A 24,310-nucleotide genomic window follows, 5' to 3' on the forward strand; every position below is an offset into this window, starting at 1 on the left:
ACGGGGAAAGTCAGGATGGCGGCCGCAGCTGTTGAACGCCTGAGAATGGCGTCGGAACGACAACGAGTCGGTCAACAAAACGGGGGAGCCGCGATCGTTCCGGCCGCGCTGAGCGCGTTCGCCTGAATCAGGCCCGGAGGTCATATGTTTCTTGCGACCGCAAAAATTCGCTAAATATACCTATGCCAAATACGATACTCACGTCCTGAAACCGCCGATCCCGCCCCCAACAACCCGCCCTGACCCTCAATCCACCTCCAGATCCCCAACCGTCTCCGCCCGCCGCGCGTCGCGCCTCGTCATCGCAACATGCCGTCCGCGCCGACCAACAGACACCACCACCCGAAACGTCACCGGCGCGAACACGAGCCCGAACATCGTCGCGGCGAGCACGCCCCCGAACGCACCCGTCCCGATCGACCGCCGGCTTTCCGCACCCGCGCCGGTCGCCAGCACGAGCGGCACGACCCCGAGCAAAAACGCCATCGACGTCATCACGATCGGCCGGAATCGCGCGGCGGCCGCGTCGATCACCGCCTGTCGCAGCGGCACGCCGCGCCCGGCCAGATCGCGCGCGTACTGCACGATCAGGATCGCGTTCTTCGCCGCCAGCCCGACCACGGTGATCATCCCGACCTTGAAGTACACGTCGTTCGGCATCCCGCGCGCGAGCGCCGCCGCGATCGCGCCGATCATGCCGAGCGGCACGATCGTCAGCACGGACAGCGGAATCGTCCAGCTTTCGTACAACGCGGCAAGCGCCATGAAAACCGCCAGCACGGACAGCCCGACGAGCAACGGCGTTTGCCGCGCGGCAACCTGCTCCTCGCGCGCCGCATCGACCCAGTCGAAGCCGATCCCGGCCGGCAGCGCACCGGCGAGCCGCTCCATCTCCGCCATCGCCGCCCCCGAACTCGTGCCGGTTGCCGCCCGGCCACTGATGTCGAGCGACGGATAACCGTTGTAACGATTCAGCATCACCGGGCCGATCGTCCAGTGCGGCGCGGCGATCGCCGACAGCGGCACCATGTCGCCGGTGCGGTTCGGCACCGTCAGCGCCATCAGTTGCGCGTCGGTCGCGCGTGCGACCGGGTCGGCCTCGATGATCACCCGCCGCATCCGGCCCGACGCCGGAAAATCGTTGATGTAGTTCGAGCCGAACGTGCCGCCCAGCAGCCCCGCGATTCGCTCGAACGGTACGCCGAGCGCATACGCCTTCGCGCGATCGACATCGAGCTCGATACGCGGCGCGTCCGGCAGGTCTTCGAAATGCACGGCGGCGAGCAACGGATCCGCCTTCGCGCGTTCGGATAGCTGCGTACGAGCCGCCTTCAACGCGTCGAGGCCGACACCACCGCGATCCTCGAGCCGGAACGTGAATCCGTCGGAATGCCCGATGCCGCGCACCGACGGCGGCAGCGACGCTTCGACGTCGCCGTCGAGGATCGCGCCGAAACGCGCGTTGAGCCGGTCGCGCAGCGCCATCGCGTCGACATCGCGCTGCGCCCAGTCCTTCAGCTCCACGAACGCCATCCCGACGTTCTGCCCGCTGCCCGCGAAACTCCAGCCGATCACGCTCGTCACGTTCGCGATCGCCGGCTCCGCGCGCAGGATCGCCTCGGCACGCTCGACGATCGCGAGCGTGCGCGCCTGCGTGGCGCCCGCCGGCAACTGGATCATCACCTGCAGTTGCCCTTGGTCTTCGGTCGGCAGGAAGCCGCCCGGCATCATCCAGTACAGCAGCCCGCATGCGATCACGAGCGCCGCGTAGACCGCCACGACCAAACCGGTGCGGCGCACGGCGAACACGGCGATGCGGCGATAACCGGTTTCGACGCGCGCGAAGGCCGTACCGAACCGGTCGGCCAGGCGCGCGCCGATCCCGCGTCGCCGCGCACGTCCGGCTCGGCCGTCGTGTCGCGCGACCGGCTTCAGCAGGTTCGCGCACAGCGCGGGCGTGAGCGACAGCGCCATGAACGACGACACCAGCATCGATGCGATCATCGCCACCGCGAACTGCCGGTAGATGCCGCCGACGGTGCCCGGGAAAAACGCCATCGGCACGAATACGGCGGTCAGCACCGCGGTCACGCCGACGATCGCCCCGCCGATCCGCTTCATTGCCCGACGCGTGGCGTCGCGCGGCGACACGCCCTCCTCCATCACCCGGTGCACGCTCTCGACGACGACGATCGCATCGTCGACGAGGATGCCGATCGCCAGCACGAGACCGAACATCGTGAACACGTTGATCGACAGTCCGAACGCCCACATCGCGACGAACGCGCCCATCAGCGTGACGGGAATCACGACGGTCGGCACCAGCGTGTAGCGCAGATCGCGCAGGAACAGCCACATCACGCAGAACACCAGCACGACCGCCTCGACAAGCGTCAGCACGACCTCCCGGATCGCGATCGTCACGAAATGGGCGCCGTCGAACGGAATCTCGATCGCCACGCCCGGCGGCAACACCCTCGACAACTCGGCGAGCCGCGCGCGGATCGCGTTCGACGTCTCGAGCGCGTTGCCGCGCGGGCCGAGCTGGATGCCGACGGTGGCCGCCGGCCGGCCGTTCAGCCGCGAATAGAACGAGTAGTCGTCGCGGCCGATCTCGACCCGCGCGACGTCGGCGACGCGCACCGCCGAACCGTCCGGCTTCGACTTCAACACGATCCGGCCGAACTCGTCCGGCGATGCGAGCTGCCCCTTGACGACGATCGATGCGGTGAGCTGCTGGCCGCCCGGGAACGGCGCATCGCCGATCGCGCCGGCCGTCACCGTCGCGTTCTGCGTGCCGATCGCCGCGATCACGTCGTCGGCGCCGACCCCGTATTCGCGCAGCTTGTGCGGATCGAGCCAGACCCGCAGCGCTTCGTCGGCATCCCACAGTTCGGCCGCGCCGACGCCCGGCGCACGCTTCAGTTCGCGCAGCACGTAGCGGTTCAGGTAATCGCCGAGCTGCGCGGAATCGCGCGTGCCGTCGGTCGATGTCAGCGTGACGAGCATCAGGAACGTGTTCGCCGCCTTGAATACGCCGATCCCCTGCTGGACGACCTGCTGCGGCAAGCGCGACTCGACCTGCTTCAGCCGGTTGTTCACGTCGACGAGCGCGATGTCCGGATCGGTGCCGGGCGAAAACGTCACGTCGATCTCGAGGTTGCCGTGACCGTCGCTGCTCGTCTCGTAGTACAGGAGCCCGTCGGCGCCGTCGAGGCTTTCCTCGATGATGCTGCCGACGTCGCCGTCGACCGTCTCGGTCGATGCGCCCGGATATGCGGCCGTGATCACGACCCGCGGCGGCGCAAGACGCGGATATTGCGCGATCGGAAGCTGCGGAATCGCGAGCACGCCCGCGACGACGATTGCGAGCGCAACGATCCACGCAAAGACGGGACGATCGATGAAGAACGACGGCATCGGCACGCGTCAGCGAACCGCCGGTGTTCCGGCGCGGAGCGGTTGAACGGCAGCGACATCGGCGCCACCGCGCGGCGCGCGAGCGGCGTGGGCGTGCTTCGCCCGGTTCACGTCAATCATCGGTTCCCTCCTGCGGGCCGCGCTCCGGTGCCAGCATCGACGACGCCAGCAGCGCACGGGTATACGGATGGGACGGCGCATGCAGCACGTCGAGCGTCTCGCCCTCCTCGACCACGCGCCCCGCCTTCATCACGACGACCCGGTGGGCCATCGCACGCATCACCGCGAGATCGTGCGTGATGAACAGGTAGCTCAGTTTGTACTTCTTTTGCAGATTCGTCAGCAGATTCAGCACCTGCTTCTGGATCGACACGTCGAGCGCGCTCGTCGGTTCGTCCAGCACCAGCAGTTCCGGCTCCACCGCCAGCGCTCGCGCGATCGCGATCCGCTGCCGCTGGCCACCGGAGAATTCGTGCGGATAACGCAGCATCGATTCGGCCGGCAGCCCGACCTCCTGAAGCAGCGCGGCGACACGCGCGCGCCGCGCGTTTCCTGCCACCTGCGGCCGGTGCACGGCAAGCCCCTCGCCGACGATCTGCTCGACCGTCATCCGCGGCGACAGCGAGCCGAACGGGTCCTGGAACACGACCTGCATCCTGCCGTACAGCGCGCGCCTGCCGCCCGTCGTCCGCAGCGCGTCGAGCGGCATGCCGTCGATCTCGATCGCTCCGGCCGCCGGCCGCTGCAGGCCGAGCACCGTCGCGGCCAGCGTCGATTTCCCCGAGCCCGACTCGCCGACGATCCCGAGCGTTTCGCCTCGCCTCAGGTTCAGCTTCACGTCGTGCACGGCCCGGAACGTCGTCTTGCCGAGCACCGCGCGCCAGCCCTTCGCCGTGATCCGGTAGTCGACGGCGAGGCCCTGCACGTCGAGGATCGTCTGCGCGCCGGCCGCGACCGGTTCGACGTCCCGCTGCGGCGCGCTGTCGAGCAGCCGGCGCGTATAGGCGTGCCGCGGCGCGGCGAACAGCGCGTCGGTCGTATTCGTCTCCACGAGCACACCCTGCTCCATCACGGCCACGCGCTGTGCAAAGCGCCGCACGAGATTCAGGTCGTGCGTGATCAGCAGCACAGCCATCCCGCGCGCGGCGGCCTCCTGTTCCTGCAATTCGATCAGCAGATCGACGATCTGCTGGCGCACCGTCACGTCGAGCGCCGTCGTCGGCTCGTCCGCCAGCAACAAGCGCGGCCGGCACGCGAGCGCCATCGCGATCATCGCGCGCTGGCGCTGCCCGCCCGACAACTGGTGCGGAAAACTGTCGATACGCCGTTCCGGCTCCGGGATACCGGTGCGACGCAGCAGCGCGATCCCCCGCTCGCGCGCATCGCCCGGTCGCAGCCCCTCGTGCAGCCGCAGGCTCTCGGCGATCTGCTTGCCGATCGTATACAGCGGATTCAGCGCGGTCATCGGTTCCTGGAACACCATCGCGATATCGGCGCCGCGAATCCCGCGCATCTGCTGTTCGGTCTTCGCGAGCAGATCCTCGCCGTCGAACAGCATTCGTCCCGACAGCGTCGCCTGCTGCGCGAGCCGCAGGATCGACAGCGCCGTCACGCTCTTGCCCGAGCCCGATTCGCCGACGAGCGCGACGCGCTCGCCGCGGCCGACCGACAAACTCAGGTCCTGCACGGCCGCCTTCGCGCCGAAGCGCGCGGAAAACCCGTCGATCTGCAGCAACGCGTTCGCCATCATCGCCCCCCGCCGAACGCCGAGCCGCGCGCGCGCGTGTCGAGCGCGTTGCGCAGCGCGTCGCCCATGAAGGTCAGCAGCAGCAGCGTCACCACCAGCGCCGCGAATGCGGAGATCGAGATCCACCAGGCGTCGAGGTTGTTCTTGCCCTCCTGCAGCAGTTCGCCGAGGCTCGGTGTCGGCGGCTGCACGCCGAGCCCCAGGAAATCGAGGCTCGTCAGCGACAGGATCGCGGCGCTCATCCGGAACGGCAGGAACGTGATCACCGGCGTGAGGCTGTTCGGCAGCACGTGGCGCCACATGATCTGCGCATTCGTCAGCCCCATCGTGCGCGCCGCTTTGACGTAATCGAGCGTGCGGTTGCGCAGGAACTCGGCGCGCACGTAATCGGACAGCACGAGCCAGCCGAACATCGACAGCAGGACGAACAGCAGCCATAGCGACGGCGTGAAGATCGACGCGAAGATGATCAGCAGGTACAGGTCCGGCAGCGCGCTCCAGATCTCGATCAGGCGCTGCCCGAACAGGTCGGTACGGCCGCCGTAGAAACCCTGCAGCGCGCCGGTCAGCACGCCGACCAGCACCCCCGACACGGTCAGCGCGAACGCCATCAGTACCGACAGCCGGAACCCGTACAGCAGCCGCGCGAGCACGTCGCGCCCGAACTGGTCGGTGCCGAGCCAGTTGCTCGCCGACGGCGGCGCCGGATACGGCCGCGACGCGAAGTAGTCGATCGTGTCGTAGCCGTAGCGGTTCGGCGGATAGATCGCGAAATTGCCATGCGATTCCAGCTTCGCGCGGATATACGGATCGAGGTAGTTCGTCTTCGCGGGAAAGTCGCCGCCGAACTCGGTTTCCGGATAGTCCTTCGCGATCGGAAAATAATAGTGCCCGTCGTAGCGCACGAGCAGCGGCCGGTCGTTCGACAGGCCGTCCGCACACAGGCTGAGCGCGAACAGCGCCGCGAAGATCACGAGGCTTGCATAACCGAGCGGCTGCGCGCGAAAGCGCTGCCACGTGCGCCGCCATGGCGACGGCGACGGCGCGCACGCGGGATCAGTGGTCCAGGCGGCTGAACTGGATACGGGGGTCGACGACGACATAGCAGATATCCGCGATGAGCTTGGTCAGCAGACCGATCAGGGTGAACAGGAACAGCGAGCCGAGCACGACCGGATAGTCGCGGCGGATCACCGAGTCGTACGACAGTTGCCCCATCCCGTCGAGCGAGAACAGCGTCTCGATCAGCAGGTTGCCGTTCAGGAACGCACCGACGAATGCCGCCGGCAGCCCGGTGAGCAGCGGGATCGCCGCATTGCGCAGCACGTGCTTCCACAGCACGTCGCGCTCCGGCGCCCCCTTTGCCCGCGCGGTCAGCACGTACTGCCGGCCGATTTCCTCGAGGAACGTGTTCTTCGTCAGGATCGTGACGATCGCGAAATTGCCGATCACCGACGCGGTCACCGGCATCACGATGTGCCACAGATAGTCGAGCGTCTTGCCGATCAGCGTCAGCTCGTCGAAGTTGTCCGACGTGAGCCCGCGCATCGGGAACACCTGCCAGAACGTGCCGCCGCCGAACAGCATCAGCAGCAGCACGCCGAGCACGAAACCCGGCACCGCATAACCGGTCAGCACCAGCACGCTCGTCACGGTGTCGAAGCGCGAGCCGTTGCGCACCGCCTTCGCGATGCCGAGGGGCACCGACACGAGATACGTGAGGATCACCGTCCACAGCCCGAGCGTGATCGACACCGGCAGCTTCGACCGGATCACCGCCCACACGCTGCGGTGTGCGAAGTAGGACTGGCCGAGATCGAACGTCGCATAGCTTTTCAGCATCAGCAGGTAGCGCTCGAGCGGCGGCTTGTCGAAGCCGAACTGCTTGCGGATCTGCTCGATCTGCTGCGGATCGACGCCCTGGCTGCCGTGGTAGCCGCCCCCGCCTCCGCCCGCCTCGCCTCCGCGTGCGCTGCCGTGCCGCAACTGCGCGAGCACCTGTTCCACCGGGCCGCCCGGCACGAATTGCGTGACCGCGAACGTGATCGTCACCACCCCGATCAGCGTCGGGATCATCAGCAGCAGCCGCCTGAATATGTATGCCAGCATCGTTGCACCCGTCAGGCCGCCGGAGCGGGCTGCGCCGCCGGCTTCTTCACGTACCAGTAGTCGATGATCCAGTCCTCGTACTGATAGGAGTCCGGCACGATCGCCGGATGGTCGAGCGTCGCCTTGTACGCGATCCGCGCGTTCGGCAGGTAGTACTGCGGGATCAGCGCGTACAGGTTGATCAGCACGCGGTCGAGCGCGTGCGTGGCCGTCTCGAGATCGTCGAGCGTGTCGGCCGCGAGCGCCGCACGGATCAGCGCATCGACGGCCTTCGACTTCACGCCGGGATAGTTCTCGGAGCCCGGCTGCGATGCAGCCGTGCTGCCGAAGCGGCGCGTCAGCTCCGCGCCCGGGATCGTCACGGGCAAGTAGATGTACGTCGTCATGTCGTACTCGAAATTGTCGAGCCGCTTCAGGTAGACCGCGCTGTCGATCTCGTGCAGGTACGCATGGATGCCGAGCGTCGCGAGCGCCTGCGTGTACGGCAGGATCAGCCGGTCCATGCCGGGCTGGTCGTCGATGATCTCGATCGTCATCGGCGTGCCGTTCGCGTCGCGCAGCGCGTCGTCGCGATAGTGCCAGCCGGCCTGCGCGAGCAGGTCACGCGCTTCCTTCAGGTTCGCGCGCAGCGAGCCGGGCGGCAGCGTCGACGGCTGGCTGACCATCGGGCCGAACACCTCGGGCGGCAGCGTCGACCGGTACGGTTCGAGCAGCGCGAGCTCCTTCGCGCTCGGCATGCCGGATGCCGCGAACGGGCTCGCTTCCCAGAAGCTGCTGGTGCGGCGATATTGCCCGTAGAACATCATCCGGCTCATCCAGTCGAAGTCGAACGCCAGCGCGAGCGCACGCCGCACGCGCACGTCCTGGAACATCGGCTTGCGCATGTTGATCAGGAACCCCTGCATCTGCGCGGGGCCGTCCGGGAATTCGCCCTTCTTCAGCAGGCCATTGCGAAAATTCTTGCCGACGTACTTGCGCGCCCATTGCGTCGAGCTGTATTCCATCCGCGCGTCGATATCGCCGGCCTTGAACGCTTCGAGCGCCGTGTATTGATCCAGGTACAGCTTGAACGACACGCGGGCGAAGCGGAACATCCCGCGCCGCGACGGCAGGTTCGCGGCCCAGTAATGCGGGTTGCGCACATAGCGGATCTGCTTGTCGTTCTTGCGCTGCTCGATCAGGTAAGGACCGCTCGCGATCGGCGGTGCGGTCGCGATCTGGTCGAACGGCGGCCGCGTGCCGTCCGCGCGTTGCCCCCATTTCGGCGAGAACACCGGCAGGTCGCCCGCGATCAGCGCCGCGTCGCGCTCCGCGTGCTTGAATTCGAAGCGGATCGCATGGCTGTCGACCACCACCGCGCGCTTGATGATCGAGAACTGCGCGTTGTAGATCGGCGACGCCTGCGGGCTCGTCAGCGTGTCGAACGAATACTTGACGTCGGCCGCGGTGATCGCGTCGCCGTTCGAGAAGCGTGCGGCCGGGTTGATGTGGAACGTTGCCGACTGCCGGTCCGGTGCGACCTCGACGTCGTCGGCGATCAGCGCGTATTCGGACGCGAGTTCGTCCCAGCTGCGCTGCATCAGCGTGTCGAACATCAGGTTCTTGATGTCCGGCGCGGGCGACCCGCGCACGAGGAACGGATTCAGCGAGTCGTAGCTTTGCGCTTCGTCGTAGTTTTCGAAGTTCAGCGTGCCGTTGTCGGGCGCATTCACATCCGCGTAGTCGAAATGCGTGAAGTCCGGCGGATACTTCGGCTGGTCGTATTGCGAAATCGCCGATACCGCGAGCGCGTCCCGCGGCATGGCGCCGCCCGACGCGAGCAGCGCCGCGCAGGCGAACAGCGCGGCGCGCGTGCCGTTGCGCATCCGCCCGCGCGTGCGTGTGGGGCGCGCGTGGCGTGGCTCACGTGTCCATCGCCATTTCAACAGTGTCATGGTCAGTCTGTCCGGAAGCGTGCGGGCGCGATGCCTGCGCGCGGTCGATGCGTGCGCCGGACGCAGCATGCAGCCCGCGTCCCGCTGGTTGTTCGTGTTGCAAACGATCCGTCAAGCTGCGCCGCCGTACGTCCCGGTTACGGACCGTCGTGGCGCCACGTGAAAAAAGGCCGCTCCATGGAAAGGGGGGGTGTGGACGTGGAGCGGCCGGTCTAAGCCTGTCAGTGCATCGCGATCGCCGTCAGAACTTGTACTGCGCGCCGATCTGCGCGAACCGGCCGATGTACGAATAGATCGACGTGTCGTATCCGCTCTGGTCCAGCGTACCGTTCGCGAAGATCGGGTCGTACGGCGGCGTGCGGTTGAAGATGTTGTCGATGCCGCCGTAGATCGTCCAGTTCTTGAAGCCCGTATACGTCAGCATCAGGTTGAACTGGCTGTACGAACCGACCTTCGACGGCGCGGGCGCCGGCAGCAGGTTCTGTGCATACGGGCCCGTGAACTGCCACGTCAGCGCCGCATCGAACTTGCGGTAGTTCCAGTCCAGCGTCGTGTTGCCGCGCCAGCGCGGGAAGCTGCCGCCGAACGGCTGCGTGATCGTGAAGTTGTTGCCCGCGCCGTTCACCGGTGAGCCGCCCGGGAAGCCGATCTTGTAGCTGTTGATGTACGCCCAGTCACCCGACAGCGTGAGCGTGCCCCAGCCCTTGAGCGGCAGCCCCTGGCGGAACGTGCCTTCGAAGCCGTTCGTATCGAGGTAGCCGAGGTTCTGATACGGAATCACCTTGTACAGCAACTGGCCCGTCGTCGGATCGGTCACGACCTGCGACGGCGTGCCCTGCCCGATCACGTTGTCGATGCGGATCTTGTACCAGTCGAAACCGAGATCCGTGTAGCGGCTCGGCGAGACCTGGAAGCCGATGTTGAAGTTGCGCGTGCGTTCCGGCGCGAGGTTCGGGTTGCCGACGGTGATCGACGTGTAGTTCTGGCCGGTGGCCGGGTCGACCTGGATGCCGAGGGTCTGCGACTTGCTGTCCTCGACGAAGGTCGGCGCACGGAAGCCGCGGTTGTACGACGTATACAGTGTGAGCGCCTTGATCGGCTGGTAGCGCAACGCAAAGCGCGGCGAGAAGGCGCCGCCCACGTCCGTGTAGTGATCGTAGCGGCCCGCCTGGCTGAACGTCAGGTTCTCGAGGATCGGCACGTTGATCTGGTAATAGACGGCCGCGACGTTGCGCTGGCCGTTCACCGTCTCCAGGTCCGGCGTGATGACCGCCCCGCTCAGGTATTCCGAGCCCGGCGTCAGCACTTCGCTCTGGTGCGTGAACTGCGCGCCGAAGCCGATGCCGACGTCGCCGGCCGGCAGATGGAACAGGTTCGGCGTCGACAGCGTCGCGTCGATCGTGTCGAGCTTCGAGATGCCGAGGTTGTTCGCTTCCTGGTACAGCCCGTTGAACGCGTTCGGTGTCGCCGCCGGGTTCGCGAAGTTCAGCGTGCCGTTCTGGTAGATGTTGTTCAGCGCGTTGACGTTCAGCTGGTTCGTGAACACGTTCGACACCGTGCTCTGCGAATGGCTGACCGACGTTGCCCAGTCCCAGTCGCCGTACGGCAGCGTGAACGACCCCTTGATGCCGGCGGCCGCGCGCCAGTAGTTGGCCCAGGTCTTCTGCGCGACCGTGTTCGGGAACGCATAGGTGAGCGGCGTGGCCGCGCCCGTCGTGTTGTACGGGTTGCTGACCGGCACGACGAAGTTGAACGGCGACAGCAGCTTCGTCTGCGGATTCCAGACGAGCGCCGGGTTCTGCGAGTTGCCGATCACGTTGTTCCACAGGCCGTCGTTGGTCGTGGTCGTGTTGTAGCTCTCGAGGAAATCCGCGAACGCGGTCGTCTTGTCGTCGATCTTGAAGTCCGCATGGATCTTCGCGTTCAGGCGCTCCGTCATCGGCAGGATCGACGTGCTTTCGGCGGTGTTGTACCCGCAGATCGTGCCCGGCGATCCGGCCGACAGCGAATTCGACGCGGCCGGATGCACCGAGCCGCCGAACGGGCAGCCGCCGCTCAGCGCCTGCGCAACGCCGCCGGGCATGTTCCAGTAGGACGGCGCGAGCAGCGAGAAGCCGCCCGGCTTGGCGGTGAAGTCCTGGTTGCGGGTCGAATCGCGGTCGGCGAGCGTGAAGCCGTTCGACTTGTAGTAGCTGAGCGCCGCCGTCACGTTGAAGCGGTCGGCGTTCAGGTCGCCGAAGCCGCCGAGCACGCCGAACTTGATCGTGCCGTCGCCGTTACCGGCGTTGATCGCGCTGCCGAGGCTGCCGTCGAGCTGCAGGCCGCGGAAATTGTGTTTCGTGATGATGTTGACGACACCGCCGATCGCGTCCGATCCGTATTGCGACACGGCGCCCGTCTTCACGATTTCGATGCGCTCGATGTCGTTGAGCGGCAGCGTATTGAGGTCGAAGAACGAATCGACGCTGTTCGAGAAGAATGCGTACGGCGCCACGCGCTGACCGTCGATCAACACGAGCGTATATTTTTCGGACAGGCCGCGCAGCGCAATGCCGGCGGCACCGGCCGCGAAGTTGCCCGACTGCCCCTCGCCCCAGCTGTTCGCCGAGTTGGCCGCCGCATCGCGCAGGAAGTCGGCGACGGTCACCGCGCCGCTGCTCTGGATTTCCTTCGGCGTGATCGTCTGCACCTGCTGGAAACCGGTCTTGTCGGCCTGCCGGATCAGCGAACCCGTCACTTCGAACCGCTTGATCTGCGCGACCTTGCCCTGGCCGTTCGCACCGGGTGTGGCGGGCGTTGCCTCGGTTGCCGCGGCGCCCGTGGCAGCGGCGGCATCCGACGTGCCGCCCGCCTGTGCGACGGTCACGGGCGCGCCGTTCGCGACCGCATCCGCGACCGCGACGACGCCCGGCGCCGGCTGGCTCTGGGCGAACGCCGGCGGCACCAGTGCGGCCGTCAGCGCCAGTTCCGCCCAGACTATCCTCTTGATGGCCAACGCCAAAACTCTCTGCTTCATCTTGTTCCCTCTCGCTCGTAGTAAGACCCCACCTGCCGTGCGCCGGAATCTTGTGAATTCCCTGCGCGTCCTGGGCGCCCGTGTGCCGGAACCCGCGATTGCCACCCTTCCGACTGCCATGACTCGAACGGATCGGCCTCGAGGCACCCGTGCCAGTCAGCACCACCGTCTTTTTTGATTTTGCTTCGTCATACTGATTACCTACATTGAGCGCACTTCCCTGCTACCTCCCGATTCGATGGACGGCGAGTCCTGCAGGCGACGAGAACGTCTCGCGTGCCAACCGCCGTCGATCGGGTACTTCTCCTTCATCGCGGCGCGCAGCGCCGGCCGCCCTCCGCTAGAACAACCTCGGCGTGCCGACCCAGACGATCACCGCCTCTTCGTCGGCCGTGTTGTGCCACGCATGCGGCATCGTCGATTCGTAATGCGCGGTATCGCCCTCGTTCAGCGTGAACGTGCAATCCTCGAGCGTCAGCGCAACCTGCCCGCGCATCACGTAGACGAACTCCTCGCCCGCATGCGTCGTCACCTCGGACGGCGACTGCCCTGCCGGCATCCGGACGAGAATCGCGTCGAGCTTGCGGCCGTCCACGAGATTCGTCAGCCTGGCGAACTGGCTGGCCGAGTTCGCGAACTGGAAATACTGCAGCGCGTTGCCGCGGCACACCGAGCGCGCTTCCGTCGGCGTGTCGATGAAATACTGCATCGTCACGCCCAGCGCCTTCGCAATCCTGACCAGCGACGTGATCGACGGCGTTGCCCGCCCGCGCTCGACCTGCGACAGGAACGGCTTCGAAATGCCGGCGATCGTGGACGTTTCGTCGAGCGTGAGTTTCAGGCGCTGGCGCAGCGCCCGGATCTTGTTGCCGAGCGACACGGCGACGAGCACCGACTCATCAGGGGGCAAAGGCATGGAAAGGCGGAACCTCGCAGTCGAAATCGGTTTGATGTCGGCGATCCTTGATCGATGCGATGACGCGACCGGCCGGGCATGACACCCGGTCGCACACCGCTGCCGTGCAAAAGCGGCGCGCGGCGCAGCGCGACACCGTCTCGGCACGGTCACGCGGCCTTCGCACATTTCATTCGGTTTACTAACTAACAAGGCTGCCCCTTTTCCTCGTCGGACCTGACCGTCAAGCACTTGCATTGCAGCGGCAGCATGCCGCCCGCCGACCGCGTCGCGCGCCGTCGCGCCGTTCCGTTGCGTTACCGGGATACCACCGCCGTCCAGAGCTTTGCCAGGTCGCCTGAACCGTCGGCCCCCTTGACCGTGTGCAGCACCTGAACCGCACGCGCCTTCTGGCCGGCCACGTAGTACGCCTCGCCGAGCCGCAGTCGCGCCGCGTCGGGATGCTCGAGCCCGCCTTTCGCGATCGCCTGCTCCATCATCGGCAAGCCCTGCTGTGCGTGGCCCGCAAAGACGAGGTTCATCCCCGCATCGAGCGGCGCCACCGGCGTGGCGGCGTCCCCGCCCGGTTGCGCGCGCTTGGCGGCGAGCGCCTGCAGCCGCTTCTCGCGGTCAGCCTGCGCGTCCTTGCCGAGCACGCCGGACGCGAACCCCTGGTCGATCACCTGCTTGCCTTCGGCGGGCTGTCCCGCCACCAGCGCGAGCTGCGTCATCTCCATGTAGCCATTGGCCGTCGTGAGCGATCCTGTCGCACGACGCAACCGGTAGATGTCGAGGTCGAGCGACGACAGATACCCGGGGTTGCCGCGAATCGCCGTGACCATTTCGTCCCAGTACGCGGGGCTCGGGTGGTAGGCCACCAGCAGCCCGAGCGCACCGCGGTACGCGCTGCCGTCCTTCACTTTCTGCGCGCAGGTCGCGAGCATCTGCAACTGCCCTTCATCCGGTGCGTGCCCGCCATTCGCCTGCGCGTCCGTGCTCGCCTTCAACTGGCTCACGACCGGCGCGCAATCGTTCGACAGGTAATACGACTGCGTGAGCAGCGTGCGCATTTCCGGATCCGTTCCGCCTGCCTTCAGGTAGCGCTGCGCGGTCCGGATCGCCAGCGGGTAGTTCTTCTGCTGGAAGTAGACGCCGGCCAGCGCCGCCGTCGTCCGCTGCTCGTCCTCGCCCGACAGCCGCCCCGAGTTCAGTACGGTCTCATACGCCTGCGCGGCCGTGCCCGAGTCGCCGGCGGCCATCGCCGCCGCGCCGCGCATCTCTTCCACCATGTACGTTTCGTACGGCGTCCGGTTCGGCACGGCCGCAGCCTGGGCGATCTTGCCGAGCGCGTCGCGATACTTGTGCGCGCGGTACAGCTCCTGCGCCGCCGCCAGCGGTTTTGCCACGTCCGGCCGCAGCGCGTCCGCCGGCAGCGCCGGCCGGCCGAGCATGCATGCGGCGCCGAGCGCGGTCACCGCCATCATCCGTTTCCATCGTCGCTGGTTCATCGGCTCGTCCGTGTCGTCATTGCATGAACTGCTCGTTGCCGATCAGGCCGATCTTGGTCGCGCCCACGCGTTGCGCGGACGCCAGCACGGCCGCCACGTCCTTGTACGGCACCAGCTTGTTGGGCCGCAGATGGATCTCCGCCTGCACGGGTTCCGCCGCCACCTGGGTCAGCTTCGCCTCGAGCGCCGCGCGGTCCGGCACCGGTGCGCCGTTCCACGTCGTCGTACCGTCGAAGTCGATGTCGATCTGCACGATTTCCGGCGGTGTCGCCGGCGGCGGTGGATTGCCCACCGGCAAGTCCATCTTCACCGAATGCATCTGAATCGGGATCGTGATGATCAGCATGATCAGCAACACCAGCATCACGTCGATCAGCGGCGTGGTGTTGATGTCGACCATCACGTCCGGTTCCGCATTGCCTCCGCCCGAAGGCACGTTCATTCCCATTTTCGACTCCTGTCGATCAGAGTTAGCGCTTTAGCGGTTATGTCGGCTGGAGTTGGTGCTTCAGCACTTACTCCAGCCCCATGCTTCGCATCCGATCCCATGCTTTGCGGTCGATCAGAGTCAGCGCTTCAGCACTTACTCCAGCCCCATCCGTCGCATCCGATCCCATGCGTTGCGGTCGATCAGCGTTGGCGCTCCGGCGCTCGTGTCGGCCGGCGCGCGTGCCCCGGCACGTACTCCGGCCGCATGCTTCGCAGCGATTCCCGTGCGGCGCTAGCCGCCACGCGCCGGCGGCTCCGTAATGAATGACAGCTTCGCGATTCCCGCACGCTCGCACATCGTGACCACCCGGCCGATGAACTCGTAGCGCGTATCCTGGTCGCCCCGCACATGGACGCTCGGCTGCGGCTGCTGCTGCGACACGCCCTTCAGCTTCGCGAGCAGCGTCGGCGCGTCCACCAGTTGCTCGCCCCAGAAGAAATCGCCATCGCGGTTCACCGCGATCTCGATGCTTTTCGGCGTCGTCTGCAGCGGCTGCACCGTCTCCTTCGGGAGCTGAAGCTGGATCGTGTGCGTCACGACCGGAATCGTGATCAGGAAGATGATCAGCAACACCAGCATCACGTCGACGAGCGGCGTCGTGTTGATGTTGGCGATCACTTCGTCGCTATCGTCCTGCCCGACGTTCATGGCCATCGCGCGTCTCCGTCAGCCGATCAGTTCGCGAGCGACGCCGCTGCCGCCGGCGCCGGCGCACGCACCGGGCGCCGGTTGCCCGCCAGCAGCACCGTGTGCAGTTGCGCGCCGAAGTTGCGGACCCGTTCCATCACCGACTTGTTGCGCCGGACCAGGAAGTTGTAGCCGAGCACCGCCGGCACCGCGACGGCGAGGCCGATCGCGGTCATGATGAGCGCCTCGCCCACCGGGCCCGCGACCTTGTCGATCGACGCCTGGCCCGCGATGCCGATCGCCGTCAGCGCGTGGTAAATCCCCCAGACCGTGCCGAACAGCCCCACGAACGGCGCCGTCGAGCCCACCGTCGCCAGAAACGCGAGCCCGTCCTGCATCCGGTTCGACACGTTCGTGATCGAGCGCTCGACCGACACGTCGATCCACGTGTTGCGGTCCACCGCTTCCAGCAACGCGTCTTCGTGATGCTCACCGGCCTCGATCGCCGTTTCGGCGATGAACCGGAACGGCGACGCCTCGTCGAGCAGCTTCGCGCCTTCTGCCAGCGACGGCGCGGTCCAGAGCTGCGCGTCCGCCAGCTTCGCGCGGCGATTCGCGCGCAACTGTTCCAGGAACTTGGTGATCATGATGTACCAGCTGCCCATCGACATGATCACCAGCAGGATCAGCACGAAACGCGCGACGAAGTCGCCGTTTTTCCATAGCGCACCGAGCCCGTACGGATTCTCGACCGCTTCCGTCGTGGCCGGCGCGGGCGGCGGAGCCGGCTCGGCGGCGGCCGGAGCCGGTGCCGGCGTGGCCGGCGTGGCCAACGGCGCCACGGCCTGCGCCGACGTGCCGGCAGCCCCGCTTGCCTGCGCGTGGGCGAGCTGCGGTGCAACGAACCCGTCGACTGCGGCGACGGACATCAACATGCTTGCCGCCAGCGCGGCCAGTGAACGCTTCGTCATACCCCACTCCAGTTCTTTCGGTGAACTTAATACTTCAGTTCGAGACGGTTTTCCCCGGCCCGGCTCGCGCCGGGCCGCCCACTGCATCAATTCAGATTGAACGAGAACGGCACCTGGACCCGCACCGACTGGCCCTGCGCGACGCACTTGAACCGTTTCACGGTGTTGTACGCGGCGCGATCGAGGATCGGATCGGCGGACTGCGCCACGCGCTCGTTCGTGATGTTCCCTTCCGCATCCACGACGAACTCGATCGTCACGTCGCCCGTGATGTTGTTTTCTTGCGCTTCCTTCGGGTACTGGATCGACGCGCGCAGCGTGTCCGAATTCGGGCAGACGACGCCCACGTCATGGCTGACCGGCTTGGCCGGCGCCGGAGCGGGCGCCACGACCGGCGCCTGCACGGCCGGCGCGGAAGGAACCGGGGCCGACTGGTGCGTGATCGTCGCCTGCGGCGGCGCCTGCACCGGCACTTCCGGCGGCGGCACGAACGGCGGTGGCGGCGGCGCGAATTTCGGCGGCGGGAGTTTGACCACGGGCATCGGCGGTGGCGGCGGCGGCTTGACCGGCTCGATGATGCGGGTTTCGATCGGATGCTGGATCACCTGCACGACTTTCGTCGCGAGGCCGTTGAGCAATGCGTAGATCAGCACTGCATGCAGCACCAGGACGATTCCGATGCCGCCGAACCGGCGCACCGGATTCTGCTGCTTCCTGCCGAACTCTCGCGGACGCCCCAGCATGGCCAGTCCGCTGTTCGAGGTAGCCAGACGTTCTTCGACTTTCATGCCCACCATCCCATCCCCCAAGCGATTCGCCCAGTTTCGGGTTGCGGCTGGCGGCGAAACCAGGTCGGCATCGCAACCGCATCAGCCCGAATATTTCATTTCAAATTCAATTAGCAATCCGAACTGAAAGAATTGCATTCGAATTCCAATTCATTCTTTTTCAAGGAATCGTTCCGGCCGGCGCGGCCCGGTGTCGCACCGGAAATCCACGCGCCCGCACGGTCAGGCAATTGTCAGCTGAGCTGGCGCAACCTCGTGTTTCGTATGACGATTCGCCGTTCGTTACGCGGTGATGTCAATGGCGCCGTTCACTTGGGTGCAGAAGATAGCAAGGAAAAAATTTTGCCGTCAAACTTTATTTGATGCCCAAATACAAAGTTTGGAGGGTTTATTCAAATAATATTCCGGTAAGACTAAATCCAGCCTTTATTATTGAAACGGTAATTGATTTGTATGGGTATATGCGGGATCGAATATTAAATCCTTTCGACATAAATATCCGCATATTTCCCGCGCTGCACCAAAACGGTTCGCTGCGGAAGTAACGTGCAAGGCTCGCCCCTTCGCGTCGCCAATGCCGACATCGGTCGTCCAGCGCCTCTGCTCACCTGCCCTGGCCGGCCGACACCGCTCCCGGGACACGTCGGGTGCACGAACCGGCCTCCGCGCAATTGATCTGCAATCCGATACAAAAAGAAGGCGGACCTTCACTGCGCGAAGGTCCGCCTTACTATTTCGGATATCGAATTAACTGTCGCGGACGACACGCGACGTCCCGGCGCACGAACACGGCGCCCATTGCATCGGCACGCACGCGTGCGCACCGGCCCCGCGCGTCACCGCACGCGCCGCGCAATCAGGACTGCATGCCCTGCATCTTGTGCGAAAAATGCGCGCGCTCGGCCGTCTCCATCAGCATCAGGAATTCGTCCTGCGTCATGTGGATCAGCGCTTCGTGGTCGCCGGCCTCGAAATAGACATCCGGCTGCTGCGCGAGGCGTTCCTCGAGGAACGTTTTCATCCCGTACGCCATGCAGACCGGCGGCAGCGCGCCCATGTCGCAATCCTTGAACAGTTCGCGCAGTTCGACCTCCCGGGCGAGCACGAGATGACGGCCCGTCTTCACCCAGAGATCCGACAGGCGCACGGCGTGCGTCGTCGGCAACACGGCGGCGACGTAGCCCTCGTCGTCCTCGAGGAGCACGGTTTTCGCGAGGCGATCGCCGGGAATATGCGCGGCGGCGGCCGTCTCCATGCTCGTATGGCTATAGGGGTGGTACACGACTTCGTACCGCGATGACTTCTGGCGCAGGCAATCCTGCAGGGTGGCAGATACAGGCATGGCACACCTCGTCTGGGCGAATCGGGCGAACGGAGTTCGCTCCGGATTTGTTCAGCATAGGTCGCATTTTGGCCGATGGAAATCGCCGCTTCGCCTCTTCTTCATTCCGGCGCCCCCTCCGGTTCCAACCCCTTTTCGCGCAGCCATTCGCGGTTGAACAGCCGCGCGCGATAGATGTCGCCGCGATCGCACAGCAAGGTCACGATCGTGTGCCCCGGGCCCATCCGGCGGGCCAGCCAGACCGCCGCCGCGACGTTGATGCCGCTCGACCCGCCGACGTACAGCCCTTCCTCGCGCAGCAGCCGGTAGACCATCGTCACGCACTGCTGATCGTCGATCCGCGCGGCGTCATCGATCTGCGTGCCCGCGAGATTCGCGGTGACGCGCGTCGAGCCGATGCCTTCGGTGATCGAGTTGCCTTCGGCGCTGAGGTCGCCCGTTTTCACGTAACCGTAGAGCCCGCTGCCGTGGGGATCGGCCAGCACGATCCGGACCGCCGGGTTCTGCTCCTTCAGGTAGCGGCTCACGCCCGCCAGCGTGCCGCCCGTGCCGGTCGCGCAGACGAATGCATCGACCGTGCCCGCCGTGTCGCGCCAGATTTCCGGACCGGTCGTCTCGTAGTGCGCCTGCCGGTTGACGACGTTGTCGAACTGGTTGGCCCATATCGCGTTGTCGAGTTCGTCCGCAAGCCGCCCGGCAATCTTCTGATAGTTGTTCGGGTCGCGGTACGGCGCCGCCGGCACCGGGCGCACGTCGGCGCCGAGCGTGCGCAGGATCGCCATCTTGTCCGGCGATTGCGTGTCGGGAATCACGATCACGCAGCGATAACCGCGCGCCGCGCAGATATGCGCAAGACCGATGCCCGTGTTGCCCGCCGTGCCCTCGACGACAGTGCCGCCCGGCTTCAGCGCGCCGCGCTGCTCGGCGTCGCGGATGATGTAGAGCGCCGCGCGATCCTTCACCGATCCGCCCGGATTCATGAATTCCGCCTTGCCCAGGATCTCGCAGCCCGTTTCCGCGCTGAGCTTCGCCAGCCGGATCAGCGGTGTGCGACCCACGCAGTCGACGAAGCCTTGTCGCACGTCCATGTTTCCCTCCTTTGCCTTCGCGCTCGCGCGCCATACACAACGAAGGATAGGACGCGCCCGCCGCTTTCGGCGCCGGCCCCCGCGTACTAAGCTTGGAGAGCCCATTGCGGCGCGCGCCGCATCGCCACACGAGGTCCGCCATGCTGCAATTGCAAACCGTCGCCGTCGACAAGCCCGAGGCCGTGAATTTCATCCTCGGCCAGTCGCACTTCATCAAGTCCGTCGAGGACATCCACGAGACGCTGGTCGGCACCGTGCCCGGCATCCGTTTCGGGCTCGCGTTCTGCGAGGCATCGGGCAAGCGGCTCGTGCGCCGTTCCGGCACCGATGCGGAGCTCGTCGAACTCGCATGCCGCAACGCCCTTTCGATCGGCGCCGGTCATGCTTTCATCGTGTTCCTCGGCGACGGTTTCTATCCGGTCAACGTGCTCAATGCGATCAAGGCCGTGCCGGAGGTCTGCCGGATCTACTGCGCGACCGCGAACCCGACCGACGTGATCGTCGCGGAAACCGCGCAAGGACGCGGGATCGTCGGCGTCGTCGACGGCTTTCCGCCGCTCGGCATCGAGGACGACGACGACGTGCGCTGGCGCAAGGATCTGCTGCGCACGATCGGATACAAGGCGTAGGCACGAGCCGCCGGGCCGGCGCCGGGCGCATGCCACCCCGCTGCGACCGGGTCATGCGGGAGACGCCGCGGCCTGACCGTGACTCGCTGCCGGGTGCGGCGCACCCGCGGCGGGCGTCGCGGGATTCGCGTGCGGCGCGGGATGCCCGGCCGATGTGCCGCCGCCGGTACTGCCTGCCGCACCGGCGCCGCCCGTGGCTGCGCCTGCGCCCGCCGTGCCCGTGCCGCCGCTTCCACCGGACCCGCCGACCCCGCCCGCTGCCGCCGTTCCACCCGCCGCACCGGGATGCGCGGCCGGCGCGGGCGAACCCGGCGAAGCCGGTGCGGCCCCGGTGTCCGCGGGCGGCGCAAGCTCCTTGTCCAGCGCGGCGAGCCGCGACGCCTGCGCCTTGTCCGCATTCGCCTCGCGATCGCCGCGCGCCGCGATCGCGGCCTTCTCCTCCGCGTCGGGATTCAGCGTGTTGGCCTTGATGCGATCGACCTGCCCCTTGCCCGCGAAGCGATCGAGCGGCAGGTAGTCGGTCTTGAAATAGAGCTCGACGCCCGAGTTCAGGTCGAGGTCCGTGTTCATTTCCTCGGTGGTCTGGGTCTTCTGCGTCGACACGTACGCGATCGTGTTGCTCATCTTCGCTTCCGCGCCCCACACGCCGACGTTGAAGCTGCCCTTCGCGTCGATCTTGTTCTGGAAATCGAAGCGGCTGCCTTCGTCCGCGGCGGCCGCGCTGCGCGTGTCGATGTGAAAACGCATCGACGCGTTCAGCCGGCCGCTCTCGATCACGATGCGCTGCATGCCGAGCATCACCATCGTGCCCAGCAGTTGCTGGCGCTGCTGCGCGAGCGCCCGGCGCGCGAACGGCAGCAGCACCGCTTCCGGTTCGCCGCTCGGCACCGACTCGTTCGGCCCCAGCCCGAGCACCGCGCGCAACGCGCCGTCGGGCGGCATCGCCGCGCCGTCCTTCAGCCGCACCGTGCGCGACGAATCCGCATCGCCCGGCGAGCGGCCGCCGCCGTCGTCGCCGGACGTGTCGTCGCCCGCCAGCTCGAACGAGCCCGGAAAGCTGTCGACCAGCCATTGCCGCGCGCGATCCGGGCCGAGATTCGCGTCGGCGAAATCGTCCGTGGTCGTCGCGACGTTGCGCAGCAGGTCGAGAAACGACTGCATCTGCTGCTGGTTCGAGTCGGTGATCGCCTTGAACACGCCGTTGATCAGGTCCGAGACGAAGCGCGGAAACGACACCGCGTTCAGGATTCGCTGCGTCGTGCTCGCGAGCTTGTCGGTCGCGATGCCGCTGAACGCCTGTCCGGCGTTGGCGAGCGCGGTCGCCGCCGGCAGGCGCGGCGCATCCTCAGGCCCGGCCGCGCGCTGCACGCGACGCGCGTCGGCGTCGCTGCGCGCTTCCTCGAGCAGCAGGTCCATCGCGGCCGCGCACACGCGCACCAGCGCCTGCGACAGCGTCCTGCGGTCGTCCGGCGCGAGCGCGCGAAATCCCGGCGCACGGGACAGCAGGTCCCGCACCGCGAGACGCACCTCGGGCAGCGGCTGGGGGGCGCGGGCATCGGCTCGCATGTCAGCCTCCCGCCGCGCTGCCCAGCTTTTCGCTCAGGTCCAGGCTCGACTGCAGCCAGGTGGTCGCGTTCGCGCGCACCGGATCGCCCGGCGCGACGACGGGCGTCGATGCGTCCCCGGCGTACAGGCCTGGCGAGCCGGTCGACGCGAGCCACGTCAGCACCGCGAAGCCGGCCTTCGCGCGCTCGACCCGCGGCTCGATCACCGGCCGCGTGCGCAGGTAGCGCTGCGCGAGCACCCGCACCACATCCCACAGCGCGCGCACGCCGAACGCACGCTGCACGGACGGATGCTGCAACAGCCGGATCGCGGCCTGCACCGTCGACAGGATGTCGCCCGCCATGAACGCGCTGATGCCCGCACCGCGCTCCATCAGGATGTCGAGCACCTGCCGCGCCGCGAGCGAGACCTGCGCGGCCTGTGCCGGATCGGCCGCCCCGTCCGGCGGCAGCGCCGGGTCGAGCCGGCACAGCGCCTCGCACAGGTCGATGAACGCCATCTCGAAACGCTCGCCGGCGTCCGCCTGCACGGCATCGGCGCGGCCGGCCTGGGCGTCGTCGCCGAACAGGTGCACGTAGAACGCGTGCCGCTCGGCCGCGCTCGCGCGCTGGTTGCGCCCGTGCCAGAAGGTCGCGAGATCGTTCGCGGCATCGCCCAGGTCGGCGGCGAGACCGCCCGCCATCGCGACGCCGCACAGCGCCTGGGCCGCGTTGACGAGCTCCGTGTTCTCGAGCTCCGACGCGAGATACAGCGCGGCGATCGCGTTCAGGTGCGCGGCATCCGCCGCGCCGGAAACGGCGGCGGCGGGCGGCAATGCGATGTCGCCGAGCACGTCGAACGCGAGTGCGAAGCCCGCGGTTTCCGCGAGCCGTGCAAGATCCAGCGCCTGCGCGACCGCCAGCTCGACCGGCTGGCCGCGCACGTCGACGCGGCACGATGACGGAGCGATGTCGAACGGAGCCATGACGGCTTACGGCTTGGCCGCGGCAGCCGCCTTCGGCTGCGGCTGCGGCACGGAGTTGCCCTGGATCGCGGCGATCATGTCCGGGCTCGCCAGCTTCTCCATCGGGAAATAGTCGCTCTTGAAGTTCACGCGAACTTCGCCGCTCAGCTGCGCCTTCACCTGGGCTTTCGATTCGGACGTGTCGTCGACGGCCGACGACACCGTGGTCATGTGATCGCTGGTCTCGGTCGAGCTGATGCCGGCCTGGATCGGATTGAACCAGCCGCCGGTGCTCGCGCTCGCGGTCGTCGTCGACGAATCGTGCTGCGCGTCGTACAGCGACGCCTTCGCGACGCGTCCCGCGGTATCGGCCGCGCGCATGTCGAACACGACCTTCGCGTTGATGTGGCCGTCGGTGATCACGATGCGGTTGATGCCGAGCATCACCATCGACGCGAGCAGTTGCTGGCGCGAGCGCGCCATCTGCTGCCGCGCGGCGAGCACGAGCCGGGTTTCGTCCTCGGGGCTCGAGATGTCGGTGACGGGCTTGGCGAGCCCGAGGTCGCCGGAAATACGCTGCAGGCCCGCGGCCGGATCGTCGCCTTTCGCCACCAGCACCGGTTGCGGCGCCGGCGCCGCGGCACCGTCCGCCTGGGCCATGTCCTCGGTGGTCGTGTCGATGTCCAGCACGTCCGGATACTTGCCGGACAGCCAGTCGCGCGCGTTGTTCTCGCTGATGTTGTCCTGCGCGAACTCGTCGACGGTCTTCGCGACGTTCGCGAGCAGTTCGCCGTACGCGCGCATCTGCTGGATCGACGAATCGACGATCGCCTGGAACACGTTCTGGATCAGCCCGCCGACGAACTTCGGGAAGTCGACCTTCTGCACCAGCTCGCCGAACTGCTGGACGCCCTGCCGCACCGCCGCCGCATCGAACTGCTTGCTCGCGAAGCCGCGATTCTCGGTCGCGCGGCGGCCCGCCTCGGCGACGTTGTCGGCCTGTGCAGCCGCGACCGGCGGTGCGGCCGGCTGCGTGCCCGCCAGCGCGCCGTCGGGGTTGGCCATGTACGCGGCGACCTTGACCATCTGCGACGCGATCGCCTGCTGCTCGGCCGGCATCAGATGCGAAAACGCCGGCACCGCGAGCAGCATGTCCCGCACCTTCGGGCGCACCACCCCGAGGGTTGCGTCGTCCGCCCACGCTTGGGGCGCTGAGCGCGCGGTCATGACGAATCCG

18 protein-coding genes are annotated in these 24,310 nt (G+C 67.0%); 1 reads left to right on the forward strand and 17 read right to left on the reverse strand.

What is annotated here, in order from left to right; all coding sequences use genetic code 11:
• Window positions 1-246 precede the first annotated feature (246 nt).
• The 14 genes from LXM88_RS13990 to LXM88_RS14055 form a co-directional block, all read right to left on the reverse strand.
• Window positions 247-3,420, reverse strand: a complete 3,174-nt coding sequence (locus tag LXM88_RS13990) for a multidrug efflux RND transporter permease subunit (protein WP_262531777.1) — start codon at window positions 3,418-3,420, stop codon at window positions 247-249.
• A 112-nt stretch (window positions 3,421-3,532) separates the two neighbouring features.
• Window positions 3,533-5,167, reverse strand: coding sequence for an ABC transporter ATP-binding protein (locus LXM88_RS13995; RefSeq protein ID WP_262542848.1), 1,635 nt, complete (start codon window positions 5,165-5,167; stop codon window positions 3,533-3,535).
• Entirely contained in the window at window positions 5,167-6,270 is a 1,104-nt protein-coding gene (locus LXM88_RS14000; RefSeq protein WP_262531778.1) for an ABC transporter permease, read from the reverse strand. The genes LXM88_RS13995 and LXM88_RS14000 overlap by 1 nt, the downstream gene beginning before the upstream one ends.
• Complete coding sequence (locus tag LXM88_RS14005; protein WP_262531779.1) at window positions 6,224-7,276, reverse strand: microcin C ABC transporter permease YejB; 1,053 nt, start codon at window positions 7,274-7,276, stop codon at window positions 6,224-6,226. The genes LXM88_RS14000 and LXM88_RS14005 overlap by 47 nt, the downstream gene beginning before the upstream one ends.
• An 11-nt stretch (window positions 7,277-7,287) precedes the next feature.
• Entirely contained in the window at window positions 7,288-9,210 is a 1,923-nt protein-coding gene (locus LXM88_RS14010) for an extracellular solute-binding protein (RefSeq protein ID WP_412524103.1), read from the reverse strand.
• A gap of 241 nt (window positions 9,211-9,451) precedes the next feature.
• Window positions 9,452-12,226 (reverse strand): TonB-dependent receptor, encoded by a 2,775-nt coding sequence (locus LXM88_RS14015; protein WP_262531780.1) that lies wholly within the window; start codon window positions 12,224-12,226, stop codon window positions 9,452-9,454.
• 340 nt (window positions 12,227-12,566) lie between these two features.
• Complete coding sequence (locus LXM88_RS14020) at window positions 12,567-13,142, reverse strand: helix-turn-helix domain-containing protein (protein WP_262531781.1); 576 nt, start codon at window positions 13,140-13,142, stop codon at window positions 12,567-12,569.
• Window positions 13,143-13,438: 296 nt separating this feature from the next.
• Complete coding sequence (locus tag LXM88_RS14025) at window positions 13,439-14,629, reverse strand: tetratricopeptide repeat protein (protein ID WP_262531783.1); 1,191 nt, start codon at window positions 14,627-14,629, stop codon at window positions 13,439-13,441.
• 16 nt (window positions 14,630-14,645) lie between these two features.
• The gene (locus LXM88_RS14030) at window positions 14,646-15,077 is read right to left on the reverse strand and encodes an ExbD/TolR family protein (RefSeq protein WP_072441201.1); all 432 of its coding nucleotides are present in this window, start codon (window positions 15,075-15,077) and stop codon (window positions 14,646-14,648) included.
• A gap of 273 nt (window positions 15,078-15,350) precedes the next feature.
• A complete protein-coding gene (locus tag LXM88_RS14035) occupies window positions 15,351-15,773 on the reverse strand; it encodes an ExbD/TolR family protein (protein ID WP_047900735.1) in 423 nt (140 codons plus the stop codon).
• Between the two features lie 20 nt (window positions 15,774-15,793).
• Window positions 15,794-16,717 carry a MotA/TolQ/ExbB proton channel family protein gene (locus LXM88_RS14040; protein ID WP_262531785.1) on the reverse strand — a complete coding sequence of 308 codons (924 nt, stop codon included), beginning with the start codon at window positions 16,715-16,717 and terminating at the stop codon, window positions 15,794-15,796.
• An 86-nt stretch (window positions 16,718-16,803) separates the two neighbouring features.
• On the reverse strand, window positions 16,804-17,505 hold the full coding sequence (locus LXM88_RS14045; RefSeq protein ID WP_262531788.1) for an energy transducer TonB: 702 nt from the start codon (window positions 17,503-17,505) through the stop codon (window positions 16,804-16,806).
• Window positions 17,506-18,361: 856 nt separating this feature from the next.
• The gene (locus LXM88_RS14050) at window positions 18,362-18,847 is read right to left on the reverse strand and encodes an aminoacyl-tRNA deacylase (protein WP_047900737.1); all 486 of its coding nucleotides are present in this window, start codon (window positions 18,845-18,847) and stop codon (window positions 18,362-18,364) included.
• Between the two features lie 101 nt (window positions 18,848-18,948).
• The gene (locus LXM88_RS14055; RefSeq protein WP_262531789.1) at window positions 18,949-19,935 is read right to left on the reverse strand and encodes a cysteine synthase A; all 987 of its coding nucleotides are present in this window, start codon (window positions 19,933-19,935) and stop codon (window positions 18,949-18,951) included.
• A gap of 140 nt (window positions 19,936-20,075) precedes the next feature.
• Here LXM88_RS14055 and LXM88_RS14060 point away from each other — a divergent pair, with 140 nt between their 5' ends.
• Window positions 20,076-20,564, forward strand: a complete 489-nt coding sequence (locus LXM88_RS14060; RefSeq protein ID WP_262531790.1) for an adenosine-specific kinase — start codon at window positions 20,076-20,078, stop codon at window positions 20,562-20,564.
• 51 nt (window positions 20,565-20,615) lie between these two features.
• Here the strand turns inward: LXM88_RS14060 and LXM88_RS14065 are convergent, their stop codons facing one another.
• Genes LXM88_RS14065 through LXM88_RS14075 form a run of 3 tightly spaced genes read right to left on the reverse strand, consistent with a single transcriptional unit; the run spans window position 20,616 to window position 24,300 of the window.
• Window positions 20,616-22,130, reverse strand: a complete 1,515-nt coding sequence (locus LXM88_RS14065) for a hypothetical protein (protein ID WP_262531791.1) — start codon at window positions 22,128-22,130, stop codon at window positions 20,616-20,618.
• A gap of 1 nt (window position 22,131) precedes the next feature.
• Window positions 22,132-23,094 carry a hypothetical protein gene (locus LXM88_RS14070; RefSeq protein WP_262531793.1) on the reverse strand — a complete coding sequence of 321 codons (963 nt, stop codon included), beginning with the start codon at window positions 23,092-23,094 and terminating at the stop codon, window positions 22,132-22,134.
• A gap of 6 nt (window positions 23,095-23,100) precedes the next feature.
• Window positions 23,101-24,300, reverse strand: a complete 1,200-nt coding sequence (locus LXM88_RS14075; protein WP_262531795.1) for a hypothetical protein — start codon at window positions 24,298-24,300, stop codon at window positions 23,101-23,103.
• Between the last annotated feature and the right edge of the window lie 10 nt (window positions 24,301-24,310).

The organism is Burkholderia sp. S-53, from assembly GCF_025560745.1.
In the GTDB taxonomy this organism is placed as follows: Bacteria; Pseudomonadota; Gammaproteobacteria; order Burkholderiales; family Burkholderiaceae; genus Burkholderia; species Burkholderia pyrrocinia.

Bases quoted from the DNA above. Each gene is read 5' to 3' on its own strand.
- LXM88_RS13990 (WP_262531777.1), bottom strand. From the start codon at position 3,420: ATGCCGTCGTTCTTCATCGATCGTCCCGTCTTTGCGTGGATCGTTGCG.
- LXM88_RS13995 (WP_262542848.1), bottom strand. From the start codon at position 5,167: ATGGCGAACGCGTTGCTGCAGATCGACGGGTTTTCCGCGCGCTTCGGC.
- LXM88_RS14000 (WP_262531778.1), bottom strand. From the start codon at position 6,270: ATGTCGTCGTCGACCCCCGTATCCAGTTCAGCCGCCTGGACCACTGAT.
- LXM88_RS14005 (WP_262531779.1), bottom strand. From the start codon at position 7,276: ATGCTGGCATACATATTCAGGCGGCTGCTGCTGATGATCCCGACGCTG.
- LXM88_RS14010 (WP_412524103.1), bottom strand. From the start codon at position 9,210: ATGACACTGTTGAAATGGCGATGGACACGTGAGCCACGCCACGCGCGC.
- LXM88_RS14015 (WP_262531780.1), bottom strand. From the start codon at position 12,226: ATGAAGCAGAGAGTTTTGGCGTTGGCCATCAAGAGGATAGTCTGGGCG.
- LXM88_RS14020 (WP_262531781.1), bottom strand. From the start codon at position 13,142: ATGCCTTTGCCCCCTGATGAGTCGGTGCTCGTCGCCGTGTCGCTCGGC.
- LXM88_RS14025 (WP_262531783.1), bottom strand. From the start codon at position 14,629: ATGAACCAGCGACGATGGAAACGGATGATGGCGGTGACCGCGCTCGGC.
- LXM88_RS14030 (WP_072441201.1), bottom strand. From the start codon at position 15,077: ATGGGAATGAACGTGCCTTCGGGCGGAGGCAATGCGGAACCGGACGTG.
- LXM88_RS14035 (WP_047900735.1), bottom strand. From the start codon at position 15,773: ATGGCCATGAACGTCGGGCAGGACGATAGCGACGAAGTGATCGCCAAC.
- LXM88_RS14040 (WP_262531785.1), bottom strand. From the start codon at position 16,717: ATGACGAAGCGTTCACTGGCCGCGCTGGCGGCAAGCATGTTGATGTCC.
- LXM88_RS14045 (WP_262531788.1), bottom strand. From the start codon at position 17,505: ATGAAAGTCGAAGAACGTCTGGCTACCTCGAACAGCGGACTGGCCATG.
- LXM88_RS14050 (WP_047900737.1), bottom strand. From the start codon at position 18,847: ATGCCTGTATCTGCCACCCTGCAGGATTGCCTGCGCCAGAAGTCATCG.
- LXM88_RS14055 (WP_262531789.1), bottom strand. From the start codon at position 19,935: ATGGACGTGCGACAAGGCTTCGTCGACTGCGTGGGTCGCACACCGCTG.
- LXM88_RS14060 (WP_262531790.1), top strand. From the start codon at position 20,076: ATGCTGCAATTGCAAACCGTCGCCGTCGACAAGCCCGAGGCCGTGAAT.
- LXM88_RS14065 (WP_262531791.1), bottom strand. From the start codon at position 22,130: ATGCGAGCCGATGCCCGCGCCCCCCAGCCGCTGCCCGAGGTGCGTCTC.
- LXM88_RS14070 (WP_262531793.1), bottom strand. From the start codon at position 23,094: ATGGCTCCGTTCGACATCGCTCCGTCATCGTGCCGCGTCGACGTGCGC.
- LXM88_RS14075 (WP_262531795.1), bottom strand. From the start codon at position 24,300: ATGACCGCGCGCTCAGCGCCCCAAGCGTGGGCGGACGACGCAACCCTC.